The organism is Pseudomonas sp. H1_D05 (assembly GCF_054682705.1).
The window spans coordinates 3,939,187-3,953,826 of the sequence record NZ_CP162825.1; the positions used below are offsets into that span (position 1 = coordinate 3,939,187).

Sequence of the window (14,640 nt, forward strand, 5' to 3'; positions counted from 1 at the left end):
CGTTGAAGGTTGGGCTTTATGTGTGTGTTGGGTGGGGTAATGCAGTGGTTGTGCCAAGTGGGGGCGGTGGCGGGTTTATTGGGGTTTGGCAGTTTTTGAGGGTAATTTTTTGCACTGAATCGAGGCGGGTTGCTCGTTCGTGGGGCATTCAGGCAGGTGGATTTGTAGTGATTGGGCGGGCCCCTTCGCGAGCAAGCTCGCTCCCACAGTGGATCTTTGTCGTTCACAAATTCCTTGTGGGAGCGAGCCTGCTCGCGAATGACGCGACGCGGTTCAACTGTGAAACAACAAAACCAGCAGCGCCACATTTCCGAGCAACGCCAGCAACGCCATCGTCCGCCAGACCTTCAACGGCTCACGCTCCAATAATGGTCTGGGCCGCACACTCAAACTCCGCCGCTCACCCTGTTCCAGCACCAACAGCCATTCCTCAGCCGTTTCAAACCGTTGTTGCGGATCAGCCGCCACGCCACGCTCCAGACTCTGCGCCAGCCATTCCGGCAGATCCGGCCGATAGCGACTGGCGCTCACCGGCAGACCAAAGCGCGGTCGTTGAAACGCTTCAATTTCGCCATAGGGAAAATGCCCTGTCAGCAGGAAATACAGGGTCACACCGACCGCATACAAATCCTGCGACACACTTGGCGGATCACCGCGAAATGCTTCCGGAGCGATGTAACTGGGTGTCCCGGGCAGCGTCGATGGCGCGTCTTCGGACAAGCCTGGGCAGTACGCCAGGCCAAAATCCAGCAGACGCAATTCGCCGTCGTCCCCCACGTGCAGATTTTCCGGTTTGATGTCCCGGTGCAGGATCTGCCGCCGATGCAGCAGCCCGACCGCACGCAACAGGCGCTCGGCGATGTCCTGCCACTGTGCCAACGGCAGCGGGCCTGACTGTTGAAACAGCTGTGCCAGCGTCGCCCCGGAATATTCCCGCATCACGTAGTACAAATGCTGACGCTGCTGGCAGGCATGGACTTCAGGAAAGTGGCGACCGGCTACGCGTTTCAGAAACCATTCCTCGGACAACAGTGCTTGCCCGGCGTAGGAATCATCGGCGGAACGCGTGGGTAGGGTTTTCAGAAGCCACGTTTGACCTTGTCCATCAAGCACCCGATACAGCAGCGATTGCTGGCTCTGAGCGACAACCTCCAGCACTTGCCAGCCTTCGAATGACTGACCGAGTTTCAACGGTGGCGGCAGGGGCCATTGCTGCAGATGAATCAGCGCATCGCCGATACTCGCCTCACCGACAGCATCCACCCGCACCAGCAAAGCACTGGCATTGTCCTGGCTCCCCGCCAGATGCGCGGCGTTGATCAGCGTCTGCGCGGCACTGTGCAGATCCGGTTGATCACGCAGAATCGCCGCAATGGCGGTATCGCCGAGTGTCGACCAGACCCCGTCACTGAGCAAAACAAAGCACTCGCCGTCGCGCAGTTCGCCATCAAGGAAGTCCAGCACCAGATGCTGATCCAGCCCTAGCGCACGCTTGAGCACATGCTGCATGCCCGGCTGATCCCAGACGTGGTCTTCGCTGATTCGCTGCAAGCTGTCGGCGTGCCAGCGATACACCCGGCAATCGCCGACGTGGGCGAGGGTGAAACGCCGACCACGCATGACCAAGGCGCTGACCGTGGTGAGCAACGGTTGCCCACCACCGTTGGCCTGCAACCAGCGGTTTTGCGCGAGCAGCAGGCGATCCAGTGCCTGGGCCACGCTCCAGGTTTCCGGCGTGGCGTAGTAGTCGAGCGCCAGCGCCTGCAAGGTCGAGCGCGCGGCCAGTCCGCCATCGGCACACTGGCTGACGCCATCGGCGATAGCGAACAGATAACCCTTGCTCGCCGCCAGCGCCGGCGCGGGCGTGACCAGACGCAAAGCGTCCTGATTCTCCGCGCGCGGACCGGTGGCGCTGGCTTCGGCGAAACTCAGTTGCAGGGCCATCGAAGGTTCAGACCCGCGCCGCCGTCACTGCCGCCGACCCCCAGGTGGTTCTCCAGCGACGCTTGACGCCGTGCAGGCCAAACCACGCCAGCACGCCAAGGCTGGCGAACAACCACAACGCCAACTGATAGCTGCCGGTGCTCTGCTTGATCGCGCCCATACCGGCGGCCAAGGCAAAACCGCCGATGCCGCCGGCCATGCCGATCAGCCCGGTCATCACGCCGATCTCCAGACGAAAACGCTGCGGTACCAGTTGGAAAACTGCGCCGTTGCCTGCCCCTAAACCGAGCATGGTGCAGACGAAAAGCGCCAGAGCAGCGTAGGAACTTGGCAGGTTGAAACCGACGGCCGCGATGCACACGGCGGCGACGGTGTACATCGCCAGCAACGTGCGAATACCACCGAAGCGATCAGCCAGTGCGCCACCCAGCGGCCGCATCAAGCTGCCGCCGAACACGCAGGCTGCGGTGTAGTAGCCAGCGGTCACCGGGCTCAAACCGTACTGATCGTTGAAGTAGCCGGGCAGGGCGCTGGCCAGGCCGATAAAGCCGCCGAAGGTCACGCTGTAGAAAAACATGAACCACCAACTGTCACGGTCGCCCAGGGCTTTGAAGTAGTCAGCCATGGCTTTGGCTTTCGGCCGCTCAGGGGCGTTTTTTGCCAGCCAGGCGAACAGCACCAGGGTCAGAATCAGCGGGATCAGAGCGAAACCGAAGACATTGCTCCAGCCGAACGCGGCGGCGAGTACCGGCGCGAGCAGCGCGGCGAAAACGGTGCCGGAGTTGCCCGCACCGGCAATGCCCATGGCTTTGCCTTGATGCTGCGGCGGGTACCACTGCGACGCCAACGGCAGGGCGACGGCGAACGAGGCGCCGGCCATGCCGAGGAACAGACCCAATATCAGCGCCTGCTCATAACTATGGATGCCGAGTTTCCAGGCGCCGAACAGCGCGCAGATGACGATGACCTGGCCAATCAGGCCGGCGGTTTTCGGCGACAGCCGATCGGCGAGCATGCCCATCACAAAACGCAGCACTGCACCGGCGAGGATCGGCGTGGCGACGACGAGACCGCGTTGTTGCGTGGTTAGCTGCAGGTCGGCGGCAATCTGCACCGCCAGCGGACCGAGCAGGTACCAGACCATGAAGCTCAGGTCGAAATAGAGGAAGGCCGCGAACAATGTCGGGGTGTGGCCGGATTTCCAGAAGCTTGAATTCATCGCGCACCTCAGCTGAAAAGAGTCTCGAAAGGAGTCATGCAACAGCAGGTGGAGCGCCGCCACGGCCGCACCACCGGCCCCGGTCTGTGGGGCCAAAACGCAAAAACGCCGCTCCCTGATGCGCCGGTTGGGCGAACGGGTGAGCGACGTCTTTGTCGTAGGTGGGGCAACCGCCGTTGGTTACCTGTGCGTTTTACTTAGCGAGATTTGTGCCAACAGCCGGAAAATCAAAAGCCCCTCACCCTAGCCCTCTCCCAGAGGGAGAGGGGACTGACCGAGGTGTCGGACCTCAAACATCGACCTGAAACACCGAGTCGATTATGGATTCACAGAAGGAATTGCAGGTCGGCGTATTTCCCGAGCATCCCCCAATCGGTTCCCTCTCCCTCCGGGAGAGGGCTAGGGTGAGGGGCTCTTAAGCTGTCAGAACACCTCAGCCCAATAACTCACTCATCGCAATAATCTGCTCCGCCACCTGAATCAGCTTCTGCTGCCGACTCATCGCCTGGCGCCGCATCAAGGTGTAAGCCTCTTCCTCATTGCAATCCTTCATCTTCATCAACAACCCCTTGGCCAACTCAATGCGCTTACGTTCAGCCAATTGCTGATCACGCGCCTGCAACTGCGCGCGCAAGGCCTGATCACTCTCGAATCGTGCCATCGCCACATCGAGAATCGGCTGCAAGCGCTGGGCGTGAATGCCTTCGACGATGTACGCACTGACCCCGGACTTGATCGCCTGACGCATCACACCGGGGTCATGCTCGTCGGTAAACATCACGATCGGCCGTGGCTGGTCGCGGCTGACCAGTACCACTTGCTCCATGACATCGCGGCTCGGTGACTCGGTATCGATCAGGATCACGTCCGGGCGCACCGTTTCGACGCGCGCGGGCAGGTCGATGGTCAGGCCGGACTCGTCGATCACCTCGAAACCGGCCTCGGTCAACGCAGCTTTCAGGCGCCCGACTTTTTTCGCTGTGTCGTTGATCAACAGAATGCGCAACATGTTCGCGGTCTCCTGTCAGCGGCGGGCGAGAAGGGGGGCGTCGTCGTTCAGCGCGTGCAACTTGAAACTGCGCGCGTAAGCGGCCGGGTCACTGCCGTCCCAGACCTTGCCGTCGAGCAACTGACTGCTGCGCATGTCGGTGCCCCATGCGGCGACGCCGACGGCGGTGGCGGCGTCGCGGTAGACGTCCAGCCGCTGAACCTGGCTGGCGACGCCGAGGTAGTCCGGATCTTCGCGCAGCAAACCCCAACGGCGGAACTGGGTCATGAACCACATGCCATCGGACAAGTACGGCAAATTCACTTCACCGTTGCCGTGAAAACGCAGCGCATGCGGATCCTGCCAGCGATTGCCGAGGCCATCGGCGTAATCACCGAGAAAACGCGGTTCGATGCACGCCACTGGCGCATCGAGATATTCCGGCGCGCTAAGCAACTGCGCGGTGCTGCGGCGGTTTTCCGGGCTTTCTTCGATGAAGCGGCTGGCTTCAAGGATCGCCATCACCAACGCCCGTGCGGTGTTCGGATACTGCTCGACAAATTCGCGAGTGCAACCAAGGACTTTTTCCGGATGATCGGGCCAGATGGTCTGGCTGGTGGCCAGGGTAAAACCGAGATTCTGCTGCACTGCACTGGCGGCCCACGGTTCGCCGACGCAAAAACCGTCGATACGCCCGGCTTGCAGGTGCGCGACCATTTGCGGCGGCGGCACCACCACGCTGTCGACGTCCTGCAATGGATGAATGCCCTGGCTCGCCAGCCAATAATACAGCCACATGGCATGAGTGCCGGTGGGGAAGGTCTGCGCGAAGGTGAGTTTTGCGCGGCTTTGGTGCACATGCCGGTCCAGTGCTTCAGGACTGCTCACGCCGAGGTTTTGCAGGCCGTGAGAGAGGTTGAGGCTCTGACCGTTCTGATTCAGGCCCATCAGTACGGCCATATCCGTCGGGGCGACCCCGCCGATACCCAGGTGCACGGCGTAGATCAGTCCGTACAAACTGTGCGCGGCGTCGAGTTCGCCGCTGACCAGATTGTCGCGCAGATTCGCCCATGAGCTCTGGCGCTTGAGGTTCAGCGTCAATCCATAAGGCTGGGCGAAGCCCTGTGTGGCTGCGACCACCACCGACGCGCAATCGCTCAGGGCCATGAAGCCGAGGTTGATCGCGCTTTTTTCCGGGGCATCGCTGCCATTGACCCAGGCCAGTGGCCCTACCGAAGGTTCATTCATCCGACGTACCTCGAAAAAAAAGCGCCGCCCCGGACTTTGCGCAGGCAAACCCCGAAGACGACGCCATTGTCCGTGCCCGCCTGCCGTCATTGACCGGCGCGCTGATAGCCAGGAGGGTGCAAGGCATATGCCAGTGCCAGTGATTTGCGCGTGCGCCTCGCGCCGCAGGTCGATGCCCGGCTATAATCGCCGCCTCTTTTCGCCGCCCGAGTCATCGCCGCCCATGTACACCCTGGCCCGTCAGCTGTTGTTCAAACTTTCCCCGGAAACCTCCCACGATCTGTCGCTGGATCTGATCGGCGCGGGTGGGCGTTTGGGCCTCAACGGCTTGCTGTGCAAGGCGCCGGCAAAGAAGCCGGTGACGGTCATGGGCCTCGAGTTCCCGAACCCGGTGGGGCTGGCGGCCGGTCTGGACAAGAACGGCGCGGCCATCGATGGCTTCGCGCAACTGGGTTTCGGTTTTGTTGAAATCGGCACCGTGACCCCACGCCCGCAGCCGGGCAACCCGAAACCACGGATCTTCCGTCTGCCGGAAGCCGAGGCGATCATCAACCGCATGGGTTTCAACAACCTCGGTGTCGATAACCTGCTGGCGCGCGTGGCAGCGGCGAAATACAAAGGCGTGCTGGGTATCAACATCGGCAAGAACTTCGATACGCCGGTTGAGCGCGCGGTCGACGATTACCTGATCTGCCTGGACAAGGTTTACGCTCACGCCAGCTACGTGACAGTCAACGTCAGCTCGCCGAACACTCCGGGCCTGCGCAGCCTGCAATTTGGTGATTCGCTCAAGCAGTTGCTCGCCGATCTGGCCACACGTCGCGCCGAACTGGCCTTGCGTCACGGCAAGCATGTGCCGCTGGCGATCAAGATCGCGCCGGACATGACCGATGAAGAAACCGCACAGGTTGCTCAGGCGCTGATCGAAACCGGCATGGACGCGGTGATCGCGACCAACACCACCCTGAGCCGTGTTGGCGTCGAAGGCATGGAGCATGGCGACGAGGCGGGCGGTTTGTCCGGCGCACCAGTGCGGGAGAAGAGCACCAATACCGTGAAGGTGCTGGCGGGTGAGTTGGCTGGGCGGTTGCCGATCATTGCGGCTGGCGGGATTACCGAAGGCAAGCATGCTGCCGAGAAGATTCTGGCCGGTGCGAGCCTGGTGCAGATCTACTCTGGCTTTATCTATAAAGGCCCGGCGCTGATTCGTGAATCGGTAGACGCGATCGCCGCCCTGCGCTGATCCATAGACACCACTGTTCCCTTGTAGGAGTGAGCCTGCTCGCGATAGCTTTCTTTCGGTCACTTCATCAGCGACTGACAGACCGCTATCGCGAGCAGGCTCACTCCTACAGGTTATGCGCTCGGCACAAAAATCCATGCAATAAAAAGGGCTCCTCGAAGGAGCCCCTGGGCCGCAGCCCGCCGTCCGGGAAGGACGTGCATGGTAAGTCGCTACAAATTCAGATTGTCGTGTCGGAATTAATGCCCTGTGTCAGCCGACGGCGTGAAGTTCGTTGAGTCTGTGGATTCCCGCAGTGCCGGTCATACCGTCCCAGTTGTCGCCGCGTCCTTCTCGCCAGCCGTTAATCCAGGCTTGGCGTACCGACGGTAGAGTAAATGGGCAAAGCTCACGGGATTTGCCACCAACGCCATATTGATATCCGCGCAAAAATGCTCTTTCCAACGGATCACGCTTAAGTCTTCTCATAGGGTGTTTCCCTCACTTGTTGACTGTTTTGTGTCGCGTTGACCTCAACTGAGGTCTGGCAGAAGAAACCTGCCATGGTGCGGCTCGCTGCCGGCGTGGCGAGCCAAGGTGTTGACGCCGTTGCGACGTCAACCTGTGTTCAGTTCTAACCAATGAGTCACACCGAGGGAATGATCGTTTTGTCATAAGGACGTAACGAAATTGGTGCTACAGCCATAAGTAACGACGGGTTTCATGCACGGTTTTTCAGCAAACCCCGGTATGATCGGCCCCGCGCTGCATGATGGGGTTAATTCTTTAGTGAGAATGACCCACGTTTGCGCTGGGGTATAAAGCGACGAAGGGTCGCTTTAAGACTTTTTGTTTCATCAACTTTTTTATCTGTCCCGGCATCTAAGCTCTTTTAACCCGAGCAGCGGGGATGGAACGGCACACCTTCGTGCCACGCGGGCGTTCTTTTAGAAAAGCGCCTGATTGAAAACCGGATCGGCAATGCGTTGCCGATTCACTAGCCAAAGGCTCTGGAAATACCATGTCCGACCGTTTCGAACTCTTCCTCACTTGCCCTAAAGGTCTTGAAGGCCTGCTCATCGAGGAAGCCGTCGGGCTTGGCCTTGAAGAAGCGCGCGAGCACACTTCTGCCGTGCGTGGCATGGCGACCATGGAAACCGCTTATCGCCTGTGCCTCTGGTCGCGTCTGGCCAACCGCGTGTTGCTGGTACTCAAGCGTTTCCCGATGAAAGACGCTGAAGACCTGTACCACGGTGTGCTCGACATCGAGTGGCAGGATCACATGCTCAGCGACGGTACCCGGCCGTTGAATTCAGCGGCCACGGCTCAGGCATCGACAACACCCACTTCGGTGCCCTGAAGGTCAAAGACGCCATCGTCGACAAACTCCGCACGCCGCAGGGCGACCGTCCGTCGATCGACAAGCTCAACCCGGACCTGCGCATTCACCTGCGTCTGGATCGCGGCGAAGCGATTCTCTCCCTTGACCTGTCCGGCCACAGCCTGCACCAGCGCGGTTACCGTCTGCAGCAGGGCGCTGCACCGCTGAAGGAAAACCTCGCGGCGGCGATCCTGATCCGTTCCGGCTGGCCGCGCATTGCCGCTGAAGGCGGCGCGCTGGCTGACCCGATGTGCGGTGTCGGTACGTTCCTCGTCGAAGCCGGCATGATTGCCGCCGACATGGCGCCGAACCTGCGCCGTGAGCAGTGGGGCTTCACCGCATGGCTCGGTCACGTGCCGGCGCTGTGGAAAAAACTCCACGAAGAAGCCGTCGAGCGTGCCGCTGCCGGTCTGGCCAAGCCACCGCTGTGGATTCGTGGTTATGAAGCTGACCCACGTCTGATTCAGCCGGGCCGCAACAACGTTGAGCGTGCTGGCCTGAGCGAGTGGATCAAGATCTACCAAGGCGAAGTCGCGACCTTCGAGCCGCGTCCGGATCAGAACCAGAAAGGTCTGGTCATCTGCAACCCGCCGTACGGCGAGCGTCTCGGCGACGAAGCCAGCCTGCTGTATCTCTACCAGAACCTCGGCGAGCGCCTACGTCAGGCTTGCCTGAACTGGGAAGCGGCGGTGTTCACCGGCGCCCCGGATCTGGGCAAGCGCATGGGCATTCGTAGCCACAAACAGTATTCGTTCTGGAACGGCGCGCTGCCGTGCAAACTGCTGTTGATCAAAGTGCTGCCGGATCAGTTCGTCACCGGCGAGCGGCGTACCCCGGAACAGCGTCAGGCCGAGCGTGAGCAAGCGGCTTACGACCAGACCCCGGACGAGCCGCAAGAGCGCAAGTTCAACAAGAACGGTAACCCGATCAAACCGACGCCAGCCCCGGCACCGGTGATCGAGCAACCGCGCTTGAGCGAAGGCGGGCAGATGTTTGCCAACCGTCTGCAGAAAAACCTCAAGGCCATGGGCAAGTGGGTCAAGCGCGAAGGCATCGATTGCTACCGCGTCTACGATGCCGACATGCCTGAATATGCGATGGCCATCGACCTGTACCACGATTGGGTGCACGTCCAGGAATACGCCGCGCCAAAATCGATCGACCCGGAAAAAGCCTCGGCGCGCATGTTCGACGCGCTGGCGGCGATTCCGCAGGCGCTGAATGTCGACAAGAGCCGCGTGGTGGTCAAGCGCCGCGAACGCCAGAGCGGCACCAAGCAGTACGAGCGTCAGGCTGCGCAAGGCAAGTTCAATGAAGTCAGCGAGGGCGGCGTGAAGTTGCTGGTCAACCTCACCGACTACCTCGATACCGGCCTGTTCCTCGATCACCGTCCGATGCGCATGCGTATTCAGAAAGAGGCTGCCGGCAAGCGCTTCCTCAATCTGTTCTGCTACACCGCGACCGCCAGTGTGCACGCGGCCAAGGGCGGTGCGCGCAGCACCACCAGCGTCGACCTGTCGAAAACCTACCTCGACTGGGCACGCCGCAACCTGTCGTTGAACGGCTTCTCGGACAAGAACCGTCTGGAGCAGGGCGATGTGATGGCGTGGCTGGAAAGCAGCCGTGACGAGTACGACCTGATCTTCATCGATCCGCCGACCTTCTCCAACTCCAAGCGCATGGAAGGCATCTTCGACGTGCAACGTGACCAGGTGCAGTTGATCGACCTGGCCATGGCGCGTCTGGCGCCGGGCGGTGTGCTGTATTTCTCCAACAACTTCCGCAAGTTCCAGCTGGAAGAAAACCTCGCCGAGCGTTACGCGGTCGAGGAAATCAGCGCGCAGACCATCGATCCGGATTTCGCCCGTAACACCAAGATCCACCGCGCCTGGAAAATCACGGCTCGTTGACGCTTTGCGCAATTGGATCCACAGAGCCTTGATTTTTAAAGGCTCCGTGGATCTGCCCGCGCTAGCTAAATTAGTGGCTAATAGCTATAACTCACACACGGTCAATGGGGTTTTCCCGTAAATGCTGGCGTAGTGTGAGTTGTCTTTATGTCGTTGCACCCCGTGCGCCCAAAGATTCTGGGTTTCATCAGCGAAGACGTCTCGGCCTGGCTGGTCGCGCTACTGGTATTGCTCGCCGGCGGGGTTCTCACGGGGCTGCTCGCCTGGGCCACCCTCAATCAATTCCAGCAACAGACCCGTCAGCGTTTTCAACTGCTGGCCAACGAACGTTACACCCGCATCGAAGAACGCTTTCAGGATCAGGAGCAACGCCTCGATGGCCTGCGCCGCTTCTTCGCCAACTCTGAATCGGTGTCCCGCGCCGAATTCGACGGTTACACCCACCCCTTATTGATGCGTACCCAGGCCTATTCGTTTGCCCTCAAGGTCAATGGGGCCGAGCGCGCTGCATTTGAGCAGCGCGTGCGTGACGAAGGCCTGACCCACTTCACGATTCGTGAGCTGAATGCGCAGGGCGAACTGCAACTGGCGGGCGAACGCGAGGAATACGTGCCGGTACTCTACAGCCAGACGCAGAGTCGACTCGGCTCACCGCTGGGCTATGACCTGCTGGCGCAACCCTTGCGCCGGGACACCCTGCAACGTGCCGACAAACGCGGCGGGCTGGCGGTGTCGCAACCGATGCACCTGGTCAGCATCGAGCCGTCCTATGCGCGCGGTGTGCTGCTGGTGGCGCCAGTGAGTCGTAATGGCGAGCGCCAGTCGTTTGGCTACGTGATGGCGGTAATCAGCATGCGCCAGTTGCTGGCCGATGGTCTGCCGGATGCCTTCCATGATTATCTGTCGGTGCGCATTCTCGACATGTCGACCAATGATCAGCACGAAGTGTTGTTCGAGTCGACCAATGAGCCGGCGCCGAGCGACCTGTCGGCCACGCGATTACTGCGCATGGCCGATCACGACTATCAGGTCGATATCCTGCCGAGCGACGCCTTCGCGCAGGCCAACCATTCGTCGGTCGGCAGTGTGATTATCCTGGGGGGCTTGCTCAGTCTGCTGCTCAGCGCCTTGCTCTACGTGTTGGTCAGTCAACGTCAGCGCGCCCTGCGCATGGTCGAATTGCGCACCCAGGAACTGCACGCCAGCGAACAGGAGCTGCGCGGCACCCACGGCCAGTTACGCGGCGTGCTGAATGCGGCGACGCAGGTGGCGATCATTGCCACCGACTTGCGCGGCGTGATCAACACCTTCAACCCCGGCGCCGAACAAATGCTCGGTTACAGCAGTGCCGAAGTCGTCGGGCACATGACCCTGGAAAACCTGCACCTGCCCCGTGAGCTGATGGCCCGCGCTGCCGAGTTGAGTGCGCGCTACGGGAAAAGCATCCCGACCTGCCACGCGATGCTGGTCGAGGGCGGTGAGGTCGGCGGCCACGAAGCCCGGGAGTGGACGCTGGTGCGCAGCGATGGCAGTCATTTGCCGGTGAACATGCTCGCCACGCCGGTGCTCGATGAACAAGGGTTGTGGGTCGGGCATCTGGCGATCTGCATCGACATCACTGAGCGCAAGCGCGTGCACGAGGTGCTGGCGGCGCGGGATGTGTTGCTGAAGAAACTCAGCGCGCACGTGCCCGGCGGTATTTATCAGTTCAGGATGGAATTCGATGGGCGCTTCAGCGTGATCTACGCCAGCGACGGCATCCGCGAGATCTACGAGCTGGAGCCGGACGTGCTGTTGTTCAACGCCGAAGCGATCTTCACGCGCATTCATCCACAGGACGTTACTCGTGTGCGCTCTTCCATTCGCGCCTCGGCCGACAGCCTCAGCCCATGGCGCGAGGAATACCGCGTGCAACTGCCCGAGCGCGGCCTGCGCTGGGTGCGCGGCGAGGCGACGCCGGAAGAGCTGCCGGGCGGCGGCGTGCTTTGGCACGGCTATATCTCGGATATTTCTGACCTCAAACGCGTCGAGGAAGAGTTGCGGGCGCTGTCGGTGACCGATTCGCTGACCGGCATCCACAACCGTCGCTACTTCCAGGAACGCCTGACCACGGAAATGGCCCGGGTCGAGCGCGGCGGCGGCGAGCTGTCGGTGATCATGCTTGATATTGACCACTTCAAACGTATCAACGATCAGTACGGCCACGCTGTGGGCGACCGGGTGCTGCAAGCGGTGTGCGAACGCATCGGCCATCGATTGCGGCGCACCGATGTGTTCTGTCGCTTGGGCGGCGAGGAATTCATGGTGCTGTGCCCGGACATCGACGGCGAGCATGCGCACACGCTGGCGGTTGAGTTGTGGCAGGGTTTGCGCAGTGCGCCGGTGGATGTAGTTGGCGTGGTGACCGCGAGTTTCGGTATCGCCAGTTGGCGACCGGGGGAGGGCGCGGACGCGCTGCTGTTGCGGGCGGATTCGGGCGTGTATATGGCGAAGCAGCGCGGGCGTGATCGCGTCGAACAGATGAGCTAAGCCGCGACGCTGTTCCCTTGTAGGAGTGAGCCTGCTCGCGATTGCGGTATGTCAGTCACACATGATGTATCTGGACTGACGCTATCGCGAGCAGGCTCACTCCTACAGGAGCCGCGGTGATCAGAGAACCGAAGCGGTCTGCGCCAGTTTCGGCTGCTTGTACAGATCCAGCAGCACCTGATCGAGCACCGACGATGCCCCAAACGGTGCCTTGTCATTGAGGATCGCCACCACTGCCCAGGTGTTGCCATTCACATCACGGCTGAAGCCGGCGATCGCGCGCACGGTGTTCAGGGTGCCGGTCTTGACGTGAGCCTCACCGCGCATCGCCGTGGTTTTCAGGCGTTTACGCATGGTGCCGTCAGTACCGGCGATCGGCAGCGAGCTGATGTATTCAGCGGCATACGGGCTGTGCCACGCCGCTTGCAGCATGCTCGCCATCTCACGGGCGCTGACACGTTCGGCGCGAGACAAACCGGAGCCATTCTCCATCACCAGATGCGGTGCGGTGATGCCTTTCTTCGCCATCCACTGACGCACTACGCGTTGCGCTGCCTTGGCGTCATCACCGTCGGCGTCGTTGCGGAAGCGTTGGCCAAGGCTGAGGAACAGCTGCTGGGCCATGGTGTTGTTACTGTATTTGTTGATGTCGCGGATGATTTCCGCCAGGTCCGGCGAGTAGGCACGAGCCAGCAGTTTCGCGTTGCTCGGGGTCGAGGCCAGACGATCCTTGCCCTGAATGCTGCCACCCAGTTCTTTCCAGATCGCGCGCACGGCGCCGGCGGTGTAGGTCGCGTGGTCGAGCAGCGACAGATAAGTCTGCGAACTGCAACCTTCGCCCAACTGGCCGGCCACGGTCACGGTCACGCTGCCATCGGCCTGCGGCACCGGGTTGTAGCGCACGCCGCCGGTGCATTGTTTGGAAGGCAGCGCTTTGACAGTGTTTTCGATACGCACGCTGGCAATCGGCGGCTCAACCGAGATCAGCACCCGGCCGTTATCGTTACGGGCAACAAAGCGCAGGGCCTTGAGGTTGACCAGCAAGGAGTCGGGTTTGACCAGGAACGGCTTGTTCTCGTCATTACCGTCATCGTTGAATTCCGGCAGCACTGGCTGCACGAAGAAGTTACGGTCGAGGATCAGATCACCGGTGATTTGCGTCACACCGTTGGCGCGCAGGTCGCGCATCAGCAGCCAGAGCTTTTCCATGTTCAGCTTTGGATCGCCGCCGCCCTTGAGGTAGAGGTTGCCGTTGAGGATGCCGCCGTTCAGGTCGCCATCGGTGTAGAACTCGGTCTTCCACTGATGGTTGGGGCCGAGCATTTCCAGCGCCGCGTAAGTGGTCACCAGTTTCATGGTCGAGGCCGGGTTGACCGACACGTCGGCGTTGAACACGGTCGGCGTGCCCGGGCCGTCCAGCGGCACCATCACCAGCGACAGGGCGCTGGGCTGCAATTTGCTCGCCTTGAGGGCTTTTTCGACATTCGGGGTGAGGGAAGTATTGATGGTGGCAGCGGAAACAGGCAGGGCCAGGGGGCAAAAGAAGGCCGGCTAGAAACAGAGGACGCAACGATTTGATCATATGAAATAAAACCCTACAGTCGAGGGGAAAATAACGAGGACATGGATGAAAAAGCCCTCAGCGGTCATGAAAGTGTCGGCATTATGCCCCAAGGTGTTACAGCTTGTGCCTTGTCGGGGCCGGCCAATACGTTATTTTTTTACAGGCGGTCGGCTTCAGGGGCCAGAGAGTCGGGCAATCGGCGGCTTAAACTGGTAAAGTGCCGGCCGTTAATACTTAAGAGGATTGTTCCAATGGCGACTAACCGTTCCCAGCGTCTGCGCAAAAAACTGTGCGTTGATGAATTTCAAGAGCTGGGTTTCGAACTGAACCTGGACTTCAAAGAAGACTTGTCCGAAGAAGCCATTGACGCTTTCCTCGAAGCCTTCATCAAAGAAGCCATGGAAGCCAATGGTCTGGGTTATGTGGGCGGCGATGACTTCGGTCTGGTTTGCCTGCAGAAGCGTGGCTCGGTCAACGAAGAGCAGCGCGCTGCCGTTGAAGCCTGGCTGAAAACCCGCTCCGAGCTGACCAAGTATGAAGTCAGCCCGTTGCTGGACGTTTGGTATCCGGAAAAGCCGATCAACGCGGCTAAGTGATACTGAAAAAAACGGCGACCTGAGGGTCGCCGTTTTTTT

At 60.6% G+C, this 14,640-nt stretch carries 8 protein-coding genes and 2 pseudogenes; 4 read left to right on the top strand and 6 right to left on the bottom strand.

Annotation, left to right across the window (positions count from 1 at the left end; all coding sequences use genetic code 11):
- Positions 1-273: 273 nt before the first annotated feature.
- The 4 genes from AB4O11_RS17905 to AB4O11_RS17920 form a co-directional block, all read right to left on the bottom strand.
- Complete coding sequence (locus AB4O11_RS17905; RefSeq protein WP_460127715.1) at positions 274-1,944, bottom strand: protein kinase domain-containing protein; 1,671 nt, start codon at positions 1,942-1,944, stop codon at positions 274-276.
- Positions 1,945-1,951: 7 nt separating this feature from the next.
- Positions 1,952-3,163, bottom strand: a complete 1,212-nt coding sequence (locus AB4O11_RS17910; RefSeq protein WP_095047741.1) for a nitrate/nitrite transporter — start codon at positions 3,161-3,163, stop codon at positions 1,952-1,954.
- A gap of 433 nt (positions 3,164-3,596) precedes the next feature.
- Positions 3,597-4,172 (bottom strand): ANTAR domain-containing response regulator, encoded by a 576-nt coding sequence (locus tag AB4O11_RS17915; RefSeq protein WP_007916390.1) that lies wholly within the window; start codon positions 4,170-4,172, stop codon positions 3,597-3,599.
- 15 nt (positions 4,173-4,187) lie between these two features.
- Positions 4,188-5,399 (bottom strand): CmpA/NrtA family ABC transporter substrate-binding protein, encoded by a 1,212-nt coding sequence (locus AB4O11_RS17920; RefSeq protein WP_460127717.1) that lies wholly within the window; start codon positions 5,397-5,399, stop codon positions 4,188-4,190.
- 223 nt (positions 5,400-5,622) lie between these two features.
- Here AB4O11_RS17920 and AB4O11_RS17925 point away from each other — a divergent pair, with 223 nt between their 5' ends.
- Positions 5,623-6,642: a quinone-dependent dihydroorotate dehydrogenase gene (locus AB4O11_RS17925; RefSeq protein ID WP_034152862.1), complete on the top strand. Its 1,020-nt coding sequence runs from the start codon at positions 5,623-5,625 to the stop codon at positions 6,640-6,642.
- Between the two features lie 252 nt (positions 6,643-6,894).
- Here the strand turns inward: AB4O11_RS17925 and rmf are convergent, their stop codons facing one another.
- Positions 6,895-7,110: a ribosome modulation factor gene (rmf, locus tag AB4O11_RS17930; RefSeq protein ID WP_003223300.1), complete on the bottom strand. Its 216-nt coding sequence runs from the start codon at positions 7,108-7,110 to the stop codon at positions 6,895-6,897.
- Positions 7,111-7,642: 532 nt separating this feature from the next.
- Between rmf and rlmKL the strand changes: the two are divergent.
- Positions 7,643-9,912, top strand: a pseudogene (rlmKL, locus tag AB4O11_RS17935) (bifunctional 23S rRNA (guanine(2069)-N(7))-methyltransferase RlmK/23S rRNA (guanine(2445)-N(2))-methyltransferase RlmL).
- A gap of 147 nt (positions 9,913-10,059) precedes the next feature.
- Positions 10,060-12,441 (top strand): sensor domain-containing diguanylate cyclase, encoded by a 2,382-nt coding sequence (locus AB4O11_RS17940; protein ID WP_460127719.1) that lies wholly within the window; start codon positions 10,060-10,062, stop codon positions 12,439-12,441.
- A 120-nt stretch (positions 12,442-12,561) separates the two neighbouring features.
- Here AB4O11_RS17940 and dacB read toward each other — a convergent pair.
- Positions 12,562-14,023 (bottom strand): annotated as a pseudogene (gene dacB, locus AB4O11_RS17945) (D-alanyl-D-alanine carboxypeptidase/D-alanyl-D-alanine endopeptidase).
- A 233-nt stretch (positions 14,024-14,256) separates the two neighbouring features.
- On the opposite strand from dacB, the gene AB4O11_RS17950 reads away from it, so the two are divergent.
- Positions 14,257-14,601, top strand: a complete 345-nt coding sequence (locus AB4O11_RS17950) for a YggL family protein (protein ID WP_007916365.1) — start codon at positions 14,257-14,259, stop codon at positions 14,599-14,601.
- Positions 14,602-14,640: the final 39 nt, after the last annotated feature.

Excerpts from the sequence above, each read along its gene's own strand:
- AB4O11_RS17905 (WP_460127715.1), bottom strand. The coding sequence starts at position 1,944 with ATGGCCCTGCAACTGAGTTTCGCCGAAGCCAGCGCCACCGGTCCGCGC.
- AB4O11_RS17920 (WP_460127717.1), bottom strand. The coding sequence starts at position 5,399 with ATGAATGAACCTTCGGTAGGGCCACTGGCCTGGGTCAATGGCAGCGAT.
- AB4O11_RS17925 (WP_034152862.1), top strand. The coding sequence starts at position 5,623 with ATGTACACCCTGGCCCGTCAGCTGTTGTTCAAACTTTCCCCGGAAACC.
- AB4O11_RS17950 (WP_007916365.1), top strand. The coding sequence starts at position 14,257 with ATGGCGACTAACCGTTCCCAGCGTCTGCGCAAAAAACTGTGCGTTGAT.
- AB4O11_RS17940 (WP_460127719.1), top strand. The coding sequence starts at position 10,060 with ATGTCGTTGCACCCCGTGCGCCCAAAGATTCTGGGTTTCATCAGCGAA.
- rmf (WP_003223300.1), bottom strand. The coding sequence starts at position 7,110 with ATGAGAAGACTTAAGCGTGATCCGTTGGAAAGAGCATTTTTGCGCGGA.
- AB4O11_RS17915 (WP_007916390.1), bottom strand. The coding sequence starts at position 4,172 with ATGTTGCGCATTCTGTTGATCAACGACACAGCGAAAAAAGTCGGGCGC.
- AB4O11_RS17910 (WP_095047741.1), bottom strand. The coding sequence starts at position 3,163 with ATGAATTCAAGCTTCTGGAAATCCGGCCACACCCCGACATTGTTCGCG.